The organism is Neorhizobium sp. SHOUNA12A (assembly GCF_023006505.1).
Classification (GTDB): domain Bacteria; phylum Pseudomonadota; class Alphaproteobacteria; order Rhizobiales; family Rhizobiaceae; genus Neorhizobium.
On sequence record NZ_JALBGV010000008.1, the window covers coordinates 1 to 19544 of the forward strand.

General features: G+C 59.7%; 18 protein-coding genes and 2 pseudogenes. 8 read left to right on the top strand and 12 right to left on the bottom strand.

What is annotated here, in order from left to right:
* Positions 1-103: 103 nt before the first annotated feature.
* A pseudogene (locus MOV63_RS05805) lies at positions 104-289 on the top strand (transposase domain-containing protein); the annotation flags it as partial.
* Here the strand turns inward: MOV63_RS05805 and MOV63_RS05810 are convergent.
* From MOV63_RS05810 to MOV63_RS05820, 3 genes are all read right to left on the bottom strand, one after another.
* Entirely contained in the window at positions 286-729 is a 444-nt protein-coding gene (locus tag MOV63_RS05810) for a hypothetical protein (RefSeq protein ID WP_247032452.1), read from the bottom strand. The pseudogene MOV63_RS05805 and the gene MOV63_RS05810 overlap by 4 nt on opposite strands.
* Positions 730-999: 270 nt before the next feature.
* Positions 1000-1446 (bottom strand): hypothetical protein, encoded by a 447-nt coding sequence (locus tag MOV63_RS05815; RefSeq protein WP_247032454.1) that lies wholly within the window; start codon positions 1444-1446, stop codon positions 1000-1002.
* A gap of 244 nt (positions 1447-1690) precedes the next feature.
* Positions 1691-2002, bottom strand: coding sequence for a hypothetical protein (locus MOV63_RS05820; RefSeq protein WP_247032456.1), 312 nt, complete (start codon positions 2000-2002; stop codon positions 1691-1693).
* On the opposite strand from MOV63_RS05820, the gene MOV63_RS05825 reads away from it, so the two are divergent.
* The 3 genes and pseudogenes from MOV63_RS05825 to MOV63_RS05835 form a co-directional block, all read left to right on the top strand.
* Positions 1989-2585 (top strand): transposase, encoded by a 597-nt coding sequence (locus MOV63_RS05825; protein ID WP_247032458.1) that lies wholly within the window; start codon positions 1989-1991, stop codon positions 2583-2585. The two genes, MOV63_RS05820 and MOV63_RS05825, sit on opposite strands and share 14 nt — an antisense overlap.
* A 240-nt stretch (positions 2586-2825) precedes the next feature.
* Positions 2826-3158 (top strand): hypothetical protein, encoded by a 333-nt coding sequence (locus MOV63_RS05830; protein ID WP_247032466.1) that lies wholly within the window; start codon positions 2826-2828, stop codon positions 3156-3158.
* Between the two features lie 34 nt (positions 3159-3192).
* Positions 3193-3357, top strand: a pseudogene (locus tag MOV63_RS05835) (IS3 family transposase); the annotation flags it as partial.
* A gap of 376 nt (positions 3358-3733) precedes the next feature.
* Here the strand turns inward: MOV63_RS05835 and MOV63_RS05840 are convergent.
* From MOV63_RS05840 to MOV63_RS05875, 8 genes are all read right to left on the bottom strand, one after another.
* Positions 3734-5269, bottom strand: a complete 1536-nt coding sequence (locus MOV63_RS05840) for an ABC transporter substrate-binding protein (RefSeq protein WP_247032468.1) — start codon at positions 5267-5269, stop codon at positions 3734-3736.
* 50 nt (positions 5270-5319) lie between these two features.
* Positions 5320-6156 (bottom strand): ABC transporter permease, encoded by an 837-nt coding sequence (locus tag MOV63_RS05845; RefSeq protein ID WP_247032470.1) that lies wholly within the window; start codon positions 6154-6156, stop codon positions 5320-5322.
* Positions 6153-7130: an ABC transporter permease gene (locus tag MOV63_RS05850; RefSeq protein WP_247032472.1), complete on the bottom strand. Its 978-nt coding sequence runs from the start codon at positions 7128-7130 to the stop codon at positions 6153-6155. Before MOV63_RS05850 ends, MOV63_RS05845 begins: the two co-directional genes overlap by 4 nt.
* Entirely contained in the window at positions 7127-8830 is a 1704-nt protein-coding gene (locus MOV63_RS05855) for an ABC transporter ATP-binding protein (protein ID WP_247032474.1), read from the bottom strand. Before MOV63_RS05855 ends, MOV63_RS05850 begins: the two co-directional genes overlap by 4 nt.
* Positions 8831-8841: 11 nt before the next feature.
* Positions 8842-9735: a fructoselysine 6-kinase gene (locus tag MOV63_RS05860; RefSeq protein WP_247032476.1), complete on the bottom strand. Its 894-nt coding sequence runs from the start codon at positions 9733-9735 to the stop codon at positions 8842-8844.
* A 133-nt stretch (positions 9736-9868) separates the two neighbouring features.
* Entirely contained in the window at positions 9869-10915 is a 1047-nt protein-coding gene (locus MOV63_RS05865) for an SIS domain-containing protein (RefSeq protein WP_247032477.1), read from the bottom strand.
* Between the two features lie 22 nt (positions 10916-10937).
* Positions 10938-12548, bottom strand: coding sequence for a hydantoinase B/oxoprolinase family protein (locus MOV63_RS05870; RefSeq protein ID WP_247032479.1), 1611 nt, complete (start codon positions 12546-12548; stop codon positions 10938-10940).
* The gene (locus MOV63_RS05875) at positions 12548-14593 is read right to left on the bottom strand and encodes a hydantoinase/oxoprolinase family protein (protein ID WP_040125301.1); all 2046 of its coding nucleotides are present in this window, start codon (positions 14591-14593) and stop codon (positions 12548-12550) included. Before MOV63_RS05875 ends, MOV63_RS05870 begins: the two co-directional genes overlap by 1 nt.
* On the opposite strand from MOV63_RS05875, the gene MOV63_RS05880 reads away from it, so the two are divergent.
* A complete protein-coding gene (locus tag MOV63_RS05880; RefSeq protein ID WP_247032481.1) occupies positions 14507-15637 on the top strand; it encodes a LysR family transcriptional regulator in 1131 nt (376 codons plus the stop codon). The two genes, MOV63_RS05875 and MOV63_RS05880, sit on opposite strands and share 87 nt — an antisense overlap.
* Positions 15638-15769: 132 nt before the next feature.
* On the opposite strand, the gene MOV63_RS05885 is transcribed toward MOV63_RS05880, so the two are convergent.
* A complete protein-coding gene (locus tag MOV63_RS05885; protein ID WP_247032483.1) occupies positions 15770-16252 on the bottom strand; it encodes an Lrp/AsnC family transcriptional regulator in 483 nt (160 codons plus the stop codon).
* A 104-nt stretch (positions 16253-16356) separates the two neighbouring features.
* On the opposite strand from MOV63_RS05885, the gene MOV63_RS05890 reads away from it, so the two are divergent.
* From MOV63_RS05890 to MOV63_RS05900, 3 genes are read left to right on the top strand one after another with little or no spacing between them, the layout of a single operon-like run.
* Complete coding sequence (locus MOV63_RS05890; protein ID WP_258719122.1) at positions 16357-17862, top strand: aminotransferase class V-fold PLP-dependent enzyme; 1506 nt, start codon at positions 16357-16359, stop codon at positions 17860-17862.
* Positions 17849-18724, top strand: a complete 876-nt coding sequence (locus MOV63_RS05895; protein ID WP_247032487.1) for an MBL fold metallo-hydrolase — start codon at positions 17849-17851, stop codon at positions 18722-18724. The genes MOV63_RS05890 and MOV63_RS05895 overlap by 14 nt, the downstream gene beginning before the upstream one ends.
* A 7-nt stretch (positions 18725-18731) precedes the next feature.
* Positions 18732-19526, top strand: coding sequence for a sulfite exporter TauE/SafE family protein (locus MOV63_RS05900; protein WP_247032489.1), 795 nt, complete (start codon positions 18732-18734; stop codon positions 19524-19526).
* The last annotated feature ends 18 nt before the right edge of the window (positions 19527-19544 follow it).

Here is a 19544-nt window from a genome sequence, read left to right on the forward strand (position 1 = left end):
TCGTGCTGATGGCTGCCGGTTACCAATACGGTTTGGCCAACCAGGGGGTGGAAGGGATAAGTGACCCTTGCTTCGAACGTCAGAAACCCGGCACCATGAACCCGGCTTGGATGCCGGGGCTGAGAACTGGGCGACCGTCGCCTCGCTGATCGAGACCTGCAAGCTCAATGCCGTCGAGCCGTTTGCGTATTTGACGAGTATCCTCACCGCCATTGTGAACGGCCACAAGCAAAGCCAGATCGCCGACCTATTGCCGTGGAATTGGATGAACAAAGCAGCCCACGTTTAGCGGCCTTTTTGGTTCGAAGGGCCGAATCTATCTGTTCTCCGCAGCTCAATGACGGGGTCATGAGGCCGAACAGTTATGGTGCGCTGGCTCCGGTAAGTCCTGCCAAGATCAGAAACAATTTCAATTTCGCAAGCGACCTTGGCTGGGGCAACGATGGAAACCTTGATGCTTGCATTCGCGAGCCACATCTGCGGCATCGAATTGGCCTCCATCATTCGCAGAACCGCGCCTCGATAATACTCCTCTGACGCAGCGATGACGCGACTGTCAGGAGCCTCAGTCGCGTCCATCAGATTGAGCTGAAGTTGGCCTTCGCCCAGACGTTCGAGGAGCGCAACGTACTGGCCCAGGGACCAATAACCATCGTGATCGTTGTACCGGCTAACAAACGTTCCGAGGATGTCGTGGCAAATCCCGTTAAACTGGTTTCTTCTGGACATCTGAAATCTGACTCTCTTGCCGCGAGCAGAGCATATAGGAGCAATCCCGATAGCAACGGCTCTGGCTCAAGACAATGTGGGTCTGAAACATCGGTTACGGGGCACCAAGCGTTGAAATCAATCCACTAGCGGCGATTTGTCTACTCCTCTTTGCCTCCGAGGCGAATAGCAGATTTCGTTCGAGATGTGCAAACCGGAGCCTTGAGGAGTCAGGTCAGGCGATCCCTCCGCACAAGAGTACGTGTATCGGGACAGTTCGCGCCCCGCATTTTATGTGGGATAGGGTAGCATTCCCCCCTGTGGCGTCGGCACACTAACCTTCGAAAGATCTGGGTTTCGTCGGAGCTCTTCAAGGGGCACGTTACAGGCAGGGAGTTCACCCTTAAAAATATGGCGGGTGGTTTTGATCGGAAACTTGCAGCAACGGCGTACAATATCGAATATGTGCTCGGGTGTAATTGTTTCCCCCGCCCGCCAAGCTTCTACCTGGACAGTTTCGTAATCGAGAAGAACACTGGGGATCACATTTAAGCCGAGTTGCAAAGCAACCGCCAGCCGGTGATGGCCATCCATAACGAACAGCGCGTCTTTTTCGACCATGATCGGGAGGGTCCAACGGCCCGCCGTCAGAATTTGTTCGCGAACTTCTTCAACTCGCCGGGGATCCGTTTCTTCAGTGGGAATCAAAGTGAGTGGGATAAGCAATTGGTATGCCATCGGTATTCACATCTCCCGTTGATCTACGGTTTGCTTGGCTGAAGAATAAAATTGCAACTCTCCCATTATCCACATACAGCAAAAAAATGCCAAGTGTCATTGAGGAATGCAGCTGCCTTTGGTTCCGCAGTCAAGCTGTATCAGACCTCCCCGCCGCCAGAGGATTTGTAAAGCAATAGCGCCTATCGGGCGGGTTAACTTTAGTAGGCGCAACTGGCGAACAGGCCGATTGATTCTTCATCGCTCATCCGGTTCGCTTGCCGCCGGCAAGCAGGGACATCCGCCTGGCAGCAAGCTTTCTGCCCATGGTGAATGGATCAGCGGGCGCGTGTCTCTTCATGGCGAAGTGACCTTGGACGAGTTGTGTATTGAATTGGCTGAGCGCGGTGTAAAAGTCCACCGAGCCACGGTCGGGCGGTTTCTGCACCGGCTTGGGCTGAGCAATAAAAAAAAGCCTCAAGGCAAGCGAGCAGCGCAGACCGGAGATCGCCAAGGCGCGTGATCTGTGGATCAGCCGCCGAAAGCGGTTCTTCAACAAGGCATTGTCGCGGCTCATCTTTATCGATGAGACTTCGACGAACACACGTCTGACAAAACGCACCGGTTGGTCACGCAAAGGCAACCGCGTTGTCGCCTATGCTCCCTTCGGGAAATGGAAGGCACAGACCTTCATTGCCGGACTGCGCTGTCATGGTCTCACGGCTCCCTTCATCGTCGATGCGCCGATGAACAGTCGCATCTTCGAGACCTGGATCGACGCGCTTTACGAATGGACACGCCTTCCAATGACCCGGCCGAATGAAGATGGCTTTCGACGTTGGCTTTTGGCACGCCGTAGTCTGCGGAATCCAGATGCCATCGCCTACTACTTCGCAAATGCTCCTGCTGAGACGACATTAGCTGAACTTGCGGCCGCTGCCGGATTGCGCTGGACAATCGAAGAATGCTTCCTGCGTGCGAAGGATGATCTGGGTCTTGACCATTGCGAGGCTCGCTCCTGGCATGGGTGGCATCGCCATATGAGCCTGGTGATGGCTGCGGCAGCATTCCTTGTGAAGGTCAGCGCTCAGCAACGCCGCCACGCGTTTGGCAAATGGAACGAAACGAGTCCAGACGACCGGGTTGGGGCTGCAGCGTGATCCTTAGGCTCAAGCAAGTCCATACAACCACGGAAATACTGCATTTGATGGCGATGGCCCTGTCGCGATCGGTCTCAGTTTCCCTCATCTTGCGATGGTCTCGATGGCGAAGGCAGCACAAGTTGCAAGCGGCGATCGCTCATCGGAGAGGGTATTATCACCATAAAGCGCAACTGTAGTACTAGAGCGGAGCGCGAGCGTCAGAAGGCGATCCTGGAATCAGTCGACGAGCCGGTCAACGTGATCGAGCTGCAGCCGAAGGCGGTCCAGCGATTCCGCGAGGACATCGAAACGCTCTCTCAGATTGTCAGGGAGAATGGCGGAGAGATATCGCCCGAACTGGCACTTCCGTTCCGGCAGATGGTCGCCGCCGTGGTCATCGAGCCGAGACAGCCAGGAGAGCCCTACGCCCTGAATATCAAGGGGTACCTCTCAAAGCTGATCGGCGACGAGCATTCGGTGATTAGACTGGTAGCGGGAGCGCGAATCCATGCCCAGCAACGTCTTTTGCTTGAGCGGTTTATCGCACTGATTTCCGCCAAAACCGCACGCCATGTCTGCTCAAAAAAATGAACGATAAACTTCCATTATCGGTTATATTTGACTTGCTCGGCACAAGCATGCAACGCAGAGTGCGCTGACTGCCACTACGTCGCAGGTGGAGGTCGTCGCGGCATCCGAATATCGGGCGCTTCAGAACCAGGTGAAAGAGCAGCAGCGCCTCCTCGACAAGAAGAGGATGGAAGGCGAAATCCTCAAAGAAGCGCTCGAATAGCATCAGGGTCAAAAAAACCACCGGTTGCGGCGCGCTAGCGTTCCGGCAGGCATCGTGCAACGATCCAACCTGGGTCCGACAAGAGCTGGCCCGCGAATCCCATCGGGAATGAACAGCCAGCTTCGCGCGATCCGTCACAACGGTCGCTCTGCCGGCCCTGCTATTGGCGAAGGAGGCTAACTACGGTCACAATCGCCCTGCTAACGCTAAAGGTCTGCAGTGCAGACGCAGAAGGTACCCACGCTCGCGGGTACCTTAAATTTTGCACCAGCACCGTTCATCATCATCAACCACGGTCACTCATTCGACAAGCAAATATGTGCGTTCCCCCGATCTGAAAGATCGGGGGAATAAATCAGCCATTCTCAACTGCCTATTCCAGTTCGGTGTCTTCCACCGTGATGCCGGACTGGAATGTCAGAAAGCCGGGAATGTTGGTAAAGCCCTTGACGTTCTTGCGAAGGCCGAAACTCTGGTCGCGCCACATCAGATAAACAAAAGGCGACTGCTCCAGAGCACGGTCGACAAACTGGCCGTAGATCTTCCCCCGCTCGGCCGTGTCGAGCGTGACGCGCCCCTTGTCCAGGAGATCGTTGATGGCCGGATCGTTGAAGTAGGCTGAGTTGTTGAGCCGGACCAGTTGCTGCCCACCGTAGAAGAAGTTGCTGAGCCAATCGGGGTCGGCGATGTCGCCTGCGGTGCCCGCGACAAGAAAATCATAGTCGCCGGCGTTGTTCTTGGCGATGCGGCCGGACCAGTCCGGAAGATCAAGCTTCGCCTTGATGCCGATCTTGGCGAGCTCCGCCTGCACCGCGATCGCGGTATTGTTATGGAAGCCGTATTGGGCGGTCGACAACAGCCGTGCCTCGAAGCCGTTCGGATAACCCGCCTTCGCCAGCAGTGCCTTCGCCTTGGTAATGTCGTAGCTGAAGTAGTTGGCCTTCTCCTTGGAATAGCCCATGTATCCTTCCGGAACCGCAATTCCGTAAATCGGCGTGCCCCGACCATTGAAGGCCGTGTTGATGACCGTGGCGCGATCGATGGCGTAAGATACGGCCTGCCGCACCTCCGGCTTCGAAAACGGCTCGAATTTGGTGTTGAACTGCAGCATCATGAAAGGGCCGGTCGTGCTTGCCAGCTTCAGATTGGAATCGGCTTCGATCGAGGCGGCGTCCTTCCACGGAACGTAGTCGATGATGTCGACGTCGCTCGATTTCAGCGCATTCACGCGGGTATTTTCGTCGGCATAAAAGACGTAGTGGACGTCATCGAGGTGAGGCCTGCCCTGCTTGTAATATCCGTCGAACTTTTCGACGGTCAATTCGCGACCACGTTCCCATGCGGAAAACTTGAAAGGCCCGGCGCCAATCGGCGTTGCATTCGGATCCTTGCCATGATCCCTGATCCAGGCGGCGGGCACGATGGCCGATTCCGGAAGCGCCAGGTAGTGGATGAGCGGAACGAATGGCTTGGAAAGCGTCAGCTTGACTGTCTTGGCATCGAGCGTATCGATCGCTTTGATCACACCCAGCTCGTTTCGATAAGTCGCCTTGCTGTCTGCTGCGGTGATGCGCTCGATGGACGCCTTCACATCCTGCGCGGTCACCGGCGACCCGTCGTGGAATTTGGCGTCCCGCAGCTTGAACGTATAGGTCAGTGCGTCTGTGGAGACCTCGTAGGATCGCGCAAGTTCCTGCGACAGCTTTCCATCAGCGCCGTAGTTGACGAGGCCGCGGTGAATGGCGAGCCGGATCGTGCGGGCCGGCGTTCCCGCGTTAATGGTGCTGTCGAGCGTGGAAGGCTCGCCGGAGAGACCGAAATAGAGAGTACCGCCCTCAGCAGCCAGAGCCTGATGCGCGGAAACGCTGGATGCGAGGGCGAAGATAAGCCCGAGAACTGATTTCTTCATGCTGTACCCCTTTTTTGCTTGTGCTTGTTTATTCGTCTTTTCCATGTCGGCTATTCCTCCCTGAGACGTGGATCGAGAATGTCGCGCAACCGGTCGCCCACCACGTTGATGGCGAGCACTGTCAGCGCGAGAAGAAGGGATGGCCAGATGACATACATCGGGTTCTGGCCGAGATAGCCGCGGGCGGTCCCGATCATCTGGCCCCAGGACGGTTCCGGCGGCACAATGCCTAGGCCAAGGAAGCTCAGTCCCGATTCAAGGAGAATCGCCGCGGCGACCGTCAGCGTCGCCTGGACGACCAGCGGCGACAGGATGTTCGGCAGAATCGCCGTGAAGACGACACGCCGCACCGAGGCCCCCATGGCATGCTCGGCTTCCATGAACTCCTGGCGTGTGACCTGAAGCGTGGCAGAATGAGCGACACGGGCAAAATGCGGGATATAGAGCACGCCGATCACGACGGTCAGGCTGAGAACGTCGCTTTCCCAGAACCCGACCGCGAGCAGCGCAAGCAGAATTGGCGGAAAGCTCAACATGATGTCGACGGCGCGCATGATCAGAAAGGACAGCCACAAACGTCCGTAAGCACCTGCGATTCCAAGGAAAGTTCCGAACACAGCGGCGATCACCGTGGCGCCAAGCGCTACCATGAGGGTCGGACGGATGCCGATAAGAAGCCGGCTCAGCAGATCGCGGCCGAATTCGTCGGTTCCCAGCCAGTGGCTGGCGGAGCTGCCCTGGTTGACGGCCTGCGGGTTGAGCATGAATGGGTCGTGAGGCGCGAGCCAGCCGCCGAAGATCGCCATCAGAAGGACGATCGCCAATACGGCAAGACTTGCGACGAATGCCGGCTGACTGCGAGCGACGCCAAGGGTGCGGGAGGTCACGTGCGTTTCCTCCTGATGCGCGGGTCGAGCAGGCTATACAGCAGTTCGACCAGCAGATTGATGCAGATGAAAAGCGCAGCAATGGCAAGCATCGCGCCCTGGACCAACGGATAATTGCGGGCCGATACCGCACCCACCAGCAGCGTGCTGAGCCCCGGCCAATTGAACATTGCTTCGACGAGCACCGTGCCGCCCATCAGGTTGCCGAGCTGCAGCCCGATGATGGTGACGATCGGGATTGCCGCATTGCGCAGCACGTGCTGCCAGATGATGCGTCGCTCCGACATGCCCTTCGCCCGTAGCGCCCGCACGAAATCCCGTCCAAGGATTTCCAGCATCGATGAGCGCGTCATGCGTGCAATCGAGGCGGCAAGGCCGAATCCGAGTGCCACCGCCGGGAGGGTGAGCTTGCGGAAATGCTCAAGTGCGTTTCGCGAAATGTCCGTATAGCCGCTGGCGGGCAACCAACCGAGTTTCAGGCTGAAGAACAGAACCAGCATCGTGCCCAGGATGTAGACAGGCACAGAAATCCCGATCGTGGCGACGGACGTCAGGATCGTATCGCGCAGACTTCCACGCTTGAGGGCAGCGGCAATGCCAAGCGGAACACCGATCAGCGTCGCGATGATGATCGCCGCGAAGGCCAGTTCCAGCGTGCGCGGCAGGTTGGAAAGCACATATCGCGAAACCGGATAGCCGTTGGCGAGCGACGCCCCGAAATCAAGATGCAGCGCCTTCCACAGCCAGACGAAATACTGCGACATGACAGGCTGGTCCAGGCCAAGCTGGTTGCGCATGGAGGCAACGGCTTCAGGCGAGGGATTGCTGTCGGCGCCGAGCAATAACAGCACCGGATCACCCGGCATGATGTACATGACCGAGAAGATCAGTGTGGCGATTACCAGCAGCTGGATGAAGGCCGTCAGCAGCTTTCGTCCAACAAGCAGCAAAGCTCCGGCAACAGAGGCGTTCATGCGACCCCCTTTCCGACACGGTCCGAACCGATGGTCGGCACCGCATCGAGCAGCATCCGGGTATAGGCTTCCTTCGGATTGGCGAAGATTGCCTTCGCCGACCCGTATTCGACGATGCGGCCCTTCTGCATGACGGCGACCGTGTCACTGATATGTTCGACCACGGAAAGGTCGTGGGAAATGAAGAGATAGGTCAGGTCGAACTCCACCTGCAGATCCTTGAGCAGGTTGAGCACCTGCGCCTGTACGGAAACGTCGAGGGCCGAGACAGCCTCATCGCAGATCACGAGCGACGGATTGAGTGCGAGAGCCCGGGCGATGGCAATCCGCTGTCGTTGTCCGCCGGAAAACTCATGTGGATATTTCGCCGCCGCGGCGGCTGGCAGACCGACCGCTTCGAGCAGGCCAGCGACGCGGCGGCGACGCATGGGCGCAGTGCCTTCCCCGAAGATAACCAACGGCGCTTCGACAAGCTCGGCGACGGTCTGGCGCGGATTGAGGGAGCCATAAGGGTTCTGGAAGACCATGGCGATCTCACGCCGGAACGGCCGCATCTCGCCTTCCGAAAGTCTGGCGATATCTCGTCCCTTGAGCAGGATTTCGCCGGCGTCGGGGCGATAGAGCCGCATGACGGCGCGGGAAAGGGTGCTTTTACCGCAACCGGATTCGCCAACCAGCCCAAGTGTCGAGCGCGGTGCAATGCTCAGGCTGACACGGTCCACAGCCCGCATTTCGACCGGCACCGCAAGCGGTGCAGGCTTGATCCAGTAGGACTTGACGAGATCCCTGATCTCGAGCAGCGGCGTAGCGTTCGCGTCCGGTGCCGCCGCGACATTGCTTGAACGGACGCGCGGTTCGGGTCGGACGCTGAAAACGTTGCCAAGCGCGTCACGCTCGATCACTGGCAGGCGGTCATGCTGGCCGCCGGGCGTCGGCATCGAGTCTATCAGCGCCTTGGCATAACTGCTCTTGGGATTATTGAAGAGATCGGCGGTGGTCGCCTCCTCTATTCTGTCTCCGGAATACATGACCACGACCCGGTCCGCGACTTCGTAGACAACGCCAAGGTCATGCGTGATCAGCAGGATGGCTGCCCCCACCTCCTCGTTAAGGCCGCGCAACAGGTCGAGAACCTGTTTCTGCACGGTCACGTCGAGCGCCGTGGTCGGTTCGTCGGCAATGATGATGCGGGGTTTGCAGGCGACCGCCATGGCGATCATGATGCGTTGACATTGGCCGCCGGAAAGCTCGTGCGGATAGGCACGCATGGCGCGCTCGGGATCAGGAATCCTGACCTTCTCAAGAAGTTCTATCGCCTTCTGGCGCGCCTGCGCCTTGCCAACCGTTTCGTGAAGCCGGATCGCCTCGATGATCTGGTCGCCGCAGGGGAAGATCGGGTCGAGCGACGCCATCGGATCCTGGAAGATCATCGCAATATGCCTGCCGCGCAGCTTGCGCAGTTCACCGGGTCCGAGTTGAAGCATGTCGATGCCGTCGACCAGAACCTCGCCGCTCGTGACTATCGCATTCGGCGGGAGCAAGCCCATCACCGCAAGCGAGGTGATCGTCTTGCCGCTACCGCTCTCCCCGACCAGACCGAGTATTTCGCCCGGCCCGATGGTGAAGTCGATATTGCGCACCGCGGACTTCAGTCCGTCGCGGGTCTTGAAAGCAATCGAGAGGTTCCTGACTTCCAGCATCGCGCCTCCGATCAAGCCGTGACTTGCGAGTGGATGGGTGCCGGATAACCGAACGCACCCTCGATCCGGCAGATCTCGGCGGCAAACTGCGAGCCCTTTTCCATCGCGGCGTGGATGGCCTGCGGCCCTACATGCTCGCCGCGCTTCCAGCCACGGGCAGCCAGCGTCAGCAGCGTCGCGGTGATGAATGCATCGCCAGCGCCAAGCGTATCGACGACATCGGTGGGTACGGGCGCAACGGACACGAAGTCCTTGCCATTATAGGCAACAGCGCCCTCCGGCCCGAGGGTCGCGAGCGCCAGGCCGCAGCCATGCCCGACGACCTCGCGCAGGACTTCCAATGCACGGCCACGCCCGACATCGCCTGCCGACAGGGCGGCGAAATCGAGGTGCGGCGCCACCGGCGCGATCAGGTCCTCCACCTGCCAGCGATAGGAGAAATCATAGGACAGCAGATGGCTGCCATTCTTCAGCGTCGCGAGATGCTGGTTGAGGTGACTGTAGCAACTCGTGTGCACCAGTGCGAATGCGGAGAGGTAGTCGATATCGCCCTGACCCGGCGTGAACGGATTTTCCCGCGCGACGCCACCTCTATTGGAGAACACGAATTCCCGGTTTCCGTCGACGACACGCACATCCGCATGGCCGTTTTCGCCTTCGATAATACGGCTGTGCGTTGCCGGCACGCAAAGCGCTTCAAGCGTGGCCCGAACATGCCGCGCGGCGGCATCCGTACCGAAGGTACCCAGAAATGCCGCATCGGCGCCAAGCATCTTGGCATAGACAGCAAAGTTCAGGGCATTTCCGCCAGGATACATCTTACCGGTGTTGAGATAGCGGTCGACAACGTTATCGCCGAGCCCGAGCACCTTGAACGTGTTGAAAGACGTGTCGGGCGTGATCATTTTTCGGCCGCCTTCTTTTCATGCGAGACATAGGGCGCGACGGAGAAACCGCCCGCCCGCGGAGGCGATGCCGTGCCGAACCGCGACGAACTCGCGCGAGGCAGAAACAACCATGCGGGCGGGCGCCTGATCATCAGTAGTCGACCTTCCACATGTAGCGGCGCACGGACAGCGGATGCTCGCGCAATACCGACAGCGTGTGGGCGAACCAGTACCAGGTGACGCCGATCACGAAGGGCGACAGCAGCGGTGAGATGTCTTCGTAGCGGCCGGCGTCGAAAGTGATGATCTTGTCGGTAACCCGGCGGGTGAACTTCAGCGCGCGCTGGTCGATCTTGCGGTTCTCGCCATTGTCCATGAGGAAGACATAGGCCATCTCCGGATCGGCAACTTCGAAGGGACCATGGCGAAATTCGCCCGAATGGATGTCGGATGCATCAAGCCATAACATTTCGTTGAAGATGCAGATCGAATACTGGTAATTGAGACCCGAGAGGATACCGCTGGAGAGCACGTAGTAGATGTTCTCGTCTTTGTAACGGCGGGCGAGCTCCATGCCACGCTCGCGCTCGGCATCCTTGATGTCGTGCAGCTTGGCCGGCATCGCTTCGAGGTCACGCAGCAGTTGCGGGCCGACCGGGCTGCGGAGGTGCTTTAGCAGGTAGGCGGCGAACAGATAAGCGATCATCGTCTTCGGCATGCCCGGCAGCTCCTTGCTGTAGGGCAGAAGGTAATCGCAGATCTTTGCCAGACCGCTTTCGTGGCCGGAAGTGAGCGCGACGGTAACCGCGCCGGTAGTCTTGGCCCAGCGGGCGGCAACCACGGTGTCTTCGGTCTCGCCGTTATGTGAGGTGAGAAGCACGACAGCCTTCTCGTTTACAGGCTTCGGGCGGCGCGTTTCGAACTCGGTCGAGTTGATACGCTCGATGCGCAGGTCGCAATACTTGTCGAGGATGTACTTGATCGGTTCGATGTAGGAATTCGAGCCGCCGGCGCCGACCAGATAGACGGTGTTGATTTCACGCGACGAGAAGATGTCGTCCACCAGCTTTTCGGCCAGCGGGTTGCCCTCGCGAAAGGTCATCTCCAGGACGCCCTTCAGATAGTCACCTTCCAGGTAATTCGGGTTCGGAGCGGACTTGATCTCTTCGTCGCTTGGCGTCAGGTTTTCGAGAGCCATGATAGTTTATTCTCCAATCAGTTCAGGACGCGCGACCGAAGCCGCCGCCGCCCGGCGTTTGCAGGAACAGGCTGTCGCCACGGTTCATGAGGATATTGGTGATCGAGATATCGTATTCGGTCACAGTGCCGTCGGCAGTGCCGAATTTCAGCCGCGCAACCTCGCCCTGTCCGCCGCCGAAGACCCCGTCGGCTGGAGTACGCAGTCCCTCGCAGGAAGCGTTGGCGCGTATGCCATCCGTCATGGCGACGACCTCGCGGACGATGCCCATGCCGCCCGTGGTATGCCCCTCGCCGCCCGACCCGTCGGCCAGTGCATAACGACGGACCATCAGCGGATATTCGATCTCGAGTGCTTCGGCCGGCAGGTTCGACGTGTTGGTAATGTGAACCTGAATGCCGTTCATGCCATCATGATCGAGGCTTGCGCCGGCACCGCCGCCGACCGTTTCGAGATAGACGAAGCTGCCCTGGCGGGTCTTGTGCGGCCCGAAGAAGATCATCGTCGCGTTCATGTCGGCGGAAGAGGCGAATACCTTTTCCCGGGGCAGAACGTCGGCGAAGGCCTGGAAGACGGCGCGCACTACCCGTTGGCAACTCGTCGAGCGGATGCCGACGGCGGCGGGAAACTTCGGCCGCACCAGTGTGCCCTCCTCGGCAATGATCGAGACTGGCAACGCCATGCCTTCATTCGGCGGAAGCGACGGGTCCAGAAGCGCCTTGATCGTGTAGTAGCAAGTGGCGTCGAGGGCGGTCTTGGGAATGTTGACCGCGCCTCGCGCCTGACTGTCGGTGCCTGTGAAGTCGAAGGTAATCCCCTCACCTTCCACTTTGATGGCGACCTGGATACGGCAGGGCTCGAAACCGACGCCATCGCCGTCGATGAAGGCTTCGCCTTTGTAGACGCCGTCAGGCATTTCCTTGATGCGCTTGCGCAGCCGGCTTTCCGAATACGCGATCAGGTCCTCGATCGCCTTCTCGACCGTGGCGATGCCGAATTGGTCGGCAAGGGCCACGAGCTTCCGCTGCCCAATTTCGTTGGTGGCTATCTGCACCTTGAGATCGAGGATGCGCTCCAGCGGATCGCGGCTGTTGGTGCTGATGAGTTTGACGATCTGCTCATCGAGCACGCCCTCGCGCGCGATCTTCAGCACGGGAATACGCAGGCCCTCGGCAAAGATGCTGGTCTGGCTCGGATCGCAGGAGCCGGGCACGCCGCCTCCGACGTCGGAATGGTGACCCAGATTGGCGGCGAAGAAACAAAGGCGGCCTTGATAAAAGACCGGCGTGAGGATGGAAATATCCGGCGTGTGCGAGCCGCCCGCCAGATAGGGATCGTTGCAGATGAACGCATCGCCCGGCTTGATGTCCTCGAGCCTGTAGTTCTCGAGTACGGCCGCTACGCCGCCCTGCAGTGACCCCAGATGCACCGGAATGTGCGATGCCTGGACGACGAGGCGTCCTTTACCATCGAACAGGCCAACGGAGCAGTCCTTGCGCTCCTTGATGTTGGTGGAGAAGGACGAACGCACGAGGCTGAGCCCCATCTCGTCTGTGATCGACATGAACCGGTTGGAATAGACCTCCATTTCGATGGCGTCGAACTCGCGCGGTGGTTTGACGTGCTGCTGCATCACACACGGTCCTTCACAAAGCTGAGGATGATGTTGCCATAGGCGTCGATGATGCCGATCTGGTCGGGAAGCACGTAGGCGGTCGAGGTGAGTTCCTCGATAATGGCTGGGCCGGCGAATTTTTCCCCCTGCGGCATCAGCGCACGCTTGTAGACTGGCACAGTTTTCCAGCCGCCTTCGGGGCCGACATACACATCGCGCTCGCCAACCCTGGCATCCGCCATGGTGCCGGAAGCGCTTTCCACCGTCTGCAGCGGCCGCCCGGCGTGGCCGATCGCCTGGACACGCAGGTTGACGATTTCAACCGGATGATTGTCCAGTGCATAACCATAGACGACGCGGTGGGCTTCGGCGAAACGAACCGCGAAATCCTCCGCGCTCGACAAGATGCCTTCGACACGAATTTCGTGGTTCTGGCCCGCATAGCGCGCTTCGGCGATGTGCTGCAATGCGCGCCTGTCGTCGGGGATGGTCTCCGCCTCGAGCCATTTTCTCGCCTGCTTTTCAAGACCTGCGACGGCTGTCGTGATCTCGGTCCAGCCTTCGCCCTGTGCCCGTTTGATCTGAGTGGAGACGAAATCTCGGGTAACGTCGGAAAGGAGAACGCCGCGGGCGCACATGGTGCCGGGCGATTCCGGGATGATGACCGTGTTAAGACCGGTCTCGGCCGCAACCAGCGAGGCATGCAGGGGGCCTGCGCCGCCGAAGGCCATCAGCGCGAACTGCTTGAGGTCGTGACCCTTGTCCATCGACACGGCACGAATGGCGCGCGCCATGTTGGCCACGGCGATGCGGATAATGCCCCAGGCGGTGTCTTCGACGCTGCGATCGATCTTTTCGGCAACCGCGCTGATCGCACTCAGTGCCGCCTCGCGATCGACCGGCATGGCGCCATCAAGTAGCGCAATCGGGTTCAGGCGCTGCAGGACGATGTTGGCGTCGGTGATCGTGGCATCCGTTCCGCCCTTGCCGTAGGCAGCCGGACCCGGAACCGCAGCCGCGCTCTGCGGGCCGACCTTCAGGCCGCCTGCATCGTCAAGCCATGCGATGGAGCCGCCGCCTGCCCCGATGACGCTGACATCGACCATCGCGCAACGGATGGAATAGCCGGCCACGTCGCGGTCGGCCGAATAGGCGGGCTTGCCGCCGGCGATGAGAGCGACGTCGGTAGAGGTGCCGCCCACGTCATAGGTAATGATGTCGGGAAAGGATGCCGCCTTGCCGACGAGCGCTGCACCGACGACACCGGCCGCTGGACCCGACAGGCAGGTCCGCACCGGGTAGTTGCGCGCCGTCTCGGTGGACATCAAGCCGCCATTGGAATGGATGGTATAAGGCTTGGCATCGATGCCGGCCTGGCGCGATCGTTTCATGAAGCGATCGAGATAGCCGTCCATGCGCGGCATCAGATAGGCGTTCATCACCGTGGTGGAGATGCGCTCGTATTCGCGGAACTCCGGCAATACGTCGCTCGACAGGCTGACGAAGACATCCGGCAGATGCTTGCGGACAATCTCGGCTGCGCGCCGCTCGTGAGCGGCATTGCGATACGAATGTAGAAAGCCGATGGCGATGGCTTCGACGCCCTCTGCCCTGAACCGTTTTGCAGCGTCTTCCACGCCGGCTTCATCGAGAGGAACGATGACTTCGCCGTGGGGACCGAGGCGCTCGGCGACTTCCAGGCGCAACGGCCGCACGACCAGCGGATCGGGCTTGCGGACACTCATGTCGAACAGGTCGGGACGGGTCTGGCGACCGATTTCAAGAACGTCCCGAAAGCCTTCGGTGGTGAGGAGGCCAGTCTTGCCGCCGCGACGCTCGATGACCATGTTCGTGGCAACCGTCGTGCCATGACCGAAATGGACGACGTCGGAGGCTCTCAGGCTGCGTCCTTCGAAGCTGGCGATGCCGATCTCGATTGCCTCGGAAGGATCATGCGGTGTCGAGGACACCTTGAAGTGGCGCATGCCGCCCGTTTCGTCGTCGAGTACGGTGAAATCCGTGAAGGTTCCGCCGACATCGATGCCAACCCTGATGTTGCCCATGATGATCTTCGTGCTTGTGCGTCGGCTTCCGCGTCCGCCTGTCCCGTAATGACCAGCAATCTAGAAAGGCATGGCGCATCTTGTAAAATTCAATTATTCGAGCTTTCCATTCAATTTTGGAATACTCTGGAGATATCCATCATGCGCCGGATCAAGTTGCGCCATCTCGACACCTTGGCCGCCTTCATGAAAACAGGCTCCGTCACGGAGGCGGCGCTTGTGCTGCACACGACGCAGCCCAACGCGAGCAAGTCGTTGAAGCAGCTGGAGGATTTTGCCGGCGTCAAACTGTTTGAGCGCAGCGCCGGCCGACTGCGTCCGACGCCCGAGGCGGAGCTGCTTTTTGCGCATGCGACGCTGCTGATGGACGAGCTGATGCTGTTCGAGAACCTGTCTCTCGACCTCACCACCATGTCGCAGGGCTATGTGAATATCGGCATACTTTCGGCGTTCAGCACCGCGCTGATCCCGATGGCTGTCGAGCGTTTCAACAATCTATACCCCGGAATCCAGGTCCAGGTGGACCTTCTCGACTCCGACAAGATCCACACCTATGTCAGTCGCGGAAATTACGATTTCGGCTTGGTGCATCATCCCGAGCATGAGGCCGACCTGATGACGCAGACACTCAAGACCTCTTCGATGGTCTGCATCATGCCGACCGATCACGAGCTTGCGAAACATCGCATCATCCTCGCCAGCGACATCGCCGACCAGCCGTTCGTGACCTATCCGCGCTCGGTTCCGTTTGGCGCGGCGATCTTCCGATCGCTTTCCGACGAAGGCGTACGGCCTTCGAACAGCCTGATCTCGAACCAGAGTCAGCTTATCCGGCGCCTCGTCGAGCGAGGGCGCGGAGTGGCCCTCGTCGATCATTTCTCGGTTTGGGATGCCAATGAGTTCGACCACATCGCCGTGCGCCAGTTCGAGCCCCGCATCCCGGTTTCCGTTGGAATGATCATCCCGAAGCGCCGCCCCCTCTCGCTTGCCGCACAGACGTTCGTTGGGACGTTGAAGGAGGTGTTGGAGCAAGGTCCAGGATAGGGAGTTGTGGTCCTGAGGCGACGTTCTGAGTCAAACCTACAAATTCCCATGCCGCTGAAAAACCCGCGGTGCGAACACAGCAAAAGAAGCATTGATAGCTACCAGCGCGAACGGGCGCCTCGGTCAGGGTCGTTACCGCAACCGGCTCAGGTCCACCGGACGATTGTTGATGATGGCTTCCATGGAGAAGAAACCGGTGACCGTCGCAAGGTCGAAATTGGTGATCAGCTTCTGATAAAATGTATCGTAGCCGGACATGCCTCTGGTCACGACCTTGATCAGATAGTCCCAGTCCCCGCCGATCCGGTAGAAATCGATGACCTCGGGAAGACGCTCGACATGGCTGCGAAAACCGTCGATCCATTCTTTGGAATGATGGCGGGTGCGGATCATCACGAAGACGGTGAGATCCAGCCCCAGCGCGCTGAGGTCGATATCGCTGTGTGAACCGCGGATCATTCCGATCGTCTGGAGCCGCTGAAGCCGCCGCCAGCAAGCGTTTTGCGACAGGCCGACCTTCTCCGCCAGATCACGCTGCGAAAGGCTGGCGTCTTTTTGCAAAACAGTGAGGATTTTCAGATCAAACACATCGATCTTTGCTGAAGATTCGATCATACGACACAACCTGGGGGAAAATTCGCATAAAATAGGTGAGTTCTTCGAGCCTGAAGCAGAATACAATCGCTGTCAACTTCGAGACTGAAGAGGATTACAGCGAGATGACCGTGCAAGCCATTCGTCGTGAAACCAATCAGGCCCTCACGCCTCTTGCTCGTTTTCGCAAGGCCTTGAACCATCCCGGGCTGATCGCCGATCTTCGCGACGATCTCGTCGGCGCGACGGCACAGATCGAAGGTCCGTACGGCGTGAAGAACCTGGTCTATGCGGATTATGTCGCCTCCGGCCGGGCGTTGCGCGCGATCGAACACTTCGTGATGGACGAAGTCCTGCCCTACTACGCCAACAGTCATACGGAAGCCTCCTATTGCGGCGGCTTCATGACCCGGATGCGGCGGGAAGCGCGGTCGCTGATCGCCGAATTCTGTGGCGCGACCGAAGAGCATGCCGTCATCTTCACCGGCTCCGGCGCGACGTCCGGCCTCAATCGCCTCGTCAAACTATTCGGCGTCACGGAAGCGGTCGCGGCAGGGAAAACCGTCCGGGTCATCATCGGACCCTATGAACACCACTCGAACATTCTCCCCTGGCGCGAAAGCGGGGCGGAAATCGTCGAGCTCTCCGAGTGTCCGTCCGGCGGGCCCGATCTGTCCCTTCTCGACAAGGCGCTGCGCGACGGATCGCCGGACCTGACGGTTTGCACATTGTCTGCCGGATCGAACATCACGGGGATTACCAGCGATGTCGCCGTGATTACCAGAATGGTCAAAGCCGCGGGCGCAAGGATGATCTGGGATTATGCGGGCGCCGGTCCCTATGTGCCGATTTCCATGTCGCCTGGTGCGGATGCACAGATCGACGCCATCGTCATTTCGCCGCACAAGTTCATCGGCGGTCCTGGTGCTTCGGGCATCCTTATTGTCCGTCGTGAGGGCCTGGCGACGAACAAACCCTCTTGGCCGGGCGGCGGCACGGTGAAGTTCGTCTCGCCGGAGACTCACGACTACAGCAGCAGCCTGGAAGCGCGCGAGGAAGCGGGCACGCCGAACGTCGTCGGCGACATCCGTGCCGCTCTCGCCTTCATCGTCAAACACGCAATCGGCCTTGAGGAGATGGATAGGCGCAACCGAGAGCTGACCCAGCAGGCATTTGCCGCCTGGAGCCAGGTGCCGCAACTGGAATTGCTCGGATTGCCCGGCGCGGATCGGCTGCCGATCTTCTCCTTTCGCATCCGCAACGGCAAGGGTGGTTATGTCCACCAGCAGCTTGTCACGCGCATGCTGAGCGACCGCTTCGGCATCCAGGCGCGCGGCGGCTGTGCCTGCGCCGGCCCTTACGTGCACCGGCTGCTGTCGATCGATGCCAAGCAATCCGAAGAGATGCGCCAGGCCATTCTCGCCGGCGACGAAATCAGGAAGCCGGGTTTCACGCGGTTGAACTTCAGTGTCCTGCTTTCGGATGAAAAAGTACGGTTCATCATCGAGTCCGTGGCGCAGCTTGCGGCAGATGCGCCGATGTTCGAAGCCGACTATGATTTCGACCCGGCACGAGCGATCTTCTTTCCGCGCATGGAGACCGAAGAGGGCCTGGCCTATGCACAAGCCTGATGTTGCCGCTTTCTACGATGCGCGGACGGGCAGCATTCAATATGTCGTATCGGACCCGATGACGCGCAAATGCGCTATCATCGACCCGGTCCTCGATTTCGACGAGAAATCCGGCTCCACCGCCACGGTGAATGCCGACGCGATCCTCGACCACGTAGCCTCTCGCGGGCTGACGGTGGAATGGATCCTCGACACGCATCCGCACGCGGATCATTTCTCGGCAGCACGTTACCTCAAGGCGAGGACCGGCGCGCCGACCGCGATCGGCGAGCATGTGGTGGCGGTGCAGAAAATCTGGCGACAGATCTACAACTGGCCGGATCTCGCCTGCGACGGCTCCCAATGGGACCGGCTATTGCAGGACGGCGAGACTTTCGCGATCGGCGAGCTGGAAGCGCGGGTGATGCATTCGCCCGGACACACGCTCGCCTCGATCACCTATCTCGTCGGCGATGCGGCCTTCATTCACGACACGCTGTTCATGCCCGACACCGGCTCCGCCCGCGCCGATTTCCCCGGCGGTAGCGCCACTAACCTCTGGACGTCGATCCAGGCAATCCTGTCGCTGCCCGACGAAACTCGCCTCTTCACGGGTCATGACTACCGGCAGGGTGGCCGCGAAGCCTTGTGGCAAAGTTCGGTCGCGCAGCAGAAAGCCGATAACCCGCATGTCGCCGGCAGGTCGCAGCTGGATTTTGTCGATCTGAGGGAGACCCGCGACAGAACCTTGCCGATGCCGAAGCTGATCCTGCACGCGCTGCAGGTCAACATTCGCGGTGGCGAACTGCCGCCGGCCGAAGACAACGGGTGCCGTTACCTGAAGATTCCGCTCGACGCGTTTCCCCGTTCGGTCTGGAATTGACGGCCGCATGGATGGATCAATCGAGCAGGTCCTGCTTGCGATCGGCTCAGGATCGCTGATCGGTTTCACCCTCGGCCTGATCGGCGGAGGCGGCTCGATCCTCGCGACGCCGCTGCTGATCTATGTCGTTGGCGTCAAGGACGTGCATACTGCGATCGGCACCGGCGCGCTCGCCGTCTCCGTCAATGCCTATCTCAATCTCGTGGGCCATGCGGTTCGCGGCCATGTCTGGTGGCGATGCGCGTTGATCTTCACCATCGCCGGGTCGCTCGGCGCCTATTTCGGCTCCAGTCTCGGCAAGGTCGTCGAGGGCCAGGACCTTCTCTTCATGTTCGGACTGCTGATGATGTTCGTCAGCTTCGTCATGAGCAAGACACGCAGCCAGATCGGCATCACGCCGCAATCCCTGACGGTCCGCACCCATGGAAAGACCAGCCTGGTTGCCTTGCTGACCGGCCTCTGTTCCGGTTTCTTCGGCATCGGCGGTGGCTTCCTGATCGTGCCGGGACTGCTGTTCTCTACCGGCATGCCGCTGATCAACGCGGTCGGTTCGTCTCTCCTCGCCGTCGGCACGTTCGGCCTCACGACAGCGGCCAACTACGCCTTGTCCGGGCTGGTGGACTGGCAGGTCGCGGGATATTTCATTGCTGGCGGCGTTGGCGGCGGGACGCTCGGCACGATAACCGCCACGCGGCTCTCTACGCATCGCAATACGCTGGCGCAGATCTTCCGATGGATCATCTTTTCCGTCAGCCTCTATGTGCTGTGGCGAAGCTACGCTGCACTGCCTTGGACAAGATGATCGCAAAACCTCAGGTAG

Bases quoted from the DNA above. Each gene is read 5' to 3' on its own strand.
- MOV63_RS05895 (WP_247032487.1), top strand. From the start codon at position 17,849: ATGCACAAGCCTGATGTTGCCGCTTTCTACGATGCGCGGACGGGCAGC.
- MOV63_RS05815 (WP_247032454.1), bottom strand. From the start codon at position 1,446: ATGGCATACCAATTGCTTATCCCACTCACTTTGATTCCCACTGAAGAA.
- MOV63_RS05900 (WP_247032489.1), top strand. From the start codon at position 18,732: ATGGATGGATCAATCGAGCAGGTCCTGCTTGCGATCGGCTCAGGATCG.
- MOV63_RS05810 (WP_247032452.1), bottom strand. From the start codon at position 729: ATGTCCAGAAGAAACCAGTTTAACGGGATTTGCCACGACATCCTCGGA.
- MOV63_RS05840 (WP_247032468.1), bottom strand. From the start codon at position 5,269: ATGAAGAAATCAGTTCTCGGGCTTATCTTCGCCCTCGCATCCAGCGTT.
- MOV63_RS05860 (WP_247032476.1), bottom strand. From the start codon at position 9,735: ATGATCACGCCCGACACGTCTTTCAACACGTTCAAGGTGCTCGGGCTC.
- MOV63_RS05855 (WP_247032474.1), bottom strand. From the start codon at position 8,830: ATGCTGGAAGTCAGGAACCTCTCGATTGCTTTCAAGACCCGCGACGGA.
- MOV63_RS05870 (WP_247032479.1), bottom strand. From the start codon at position 12,548: ATGCAGCAGCACGTCAAACCACCGCGCGAGTTCGACGCCATCGAAATG.
- MOV63_RS05875 (WP_040125301.1), bottom strand. From the start codon at position 14,593: ATGGGCAACATCAGGGTTGGCATCGATGTCGGCGGAACCTTCACGGAT.
- MOV63_RS05850 (WP_247032472.1), bottom strand. From the start codon at position 7,130: ATGAACGCCTCTGTTGCCGGAGCTTTGCTGCTTGTTGGACGAAAGCTG.
- MOV63_RS05890 (WP_258719122.1), top strand. From the start codon at position 16,357: ATGACCGTGCAAGCCATTCGTCGTGAAACCAATCAGGCCCTCACGCCT.
- MOV63_RS05820 (WP_247032456.1), bottom strand. From the start codon at position 2,002: ATGAGCCGCGACAATGCCTTGTTGAAGAACCGCTTTCGGCGGCTGATC.
- MOV63_RS05865 (WP_247032477.1), bottom strand. From the start codon at position 10,915: ATGGCTCTCGAAAACCTGACGCCAAGCGACGAAGAGATCAAGTCCGCT.
- MOV63_RS05885 (WP_247032483.1), bottom strand. From the start codon at position 16,252: ATGATCGAATCTTCAGCAAAGATCGATGTGTTTGATCTGAAAATCCTC.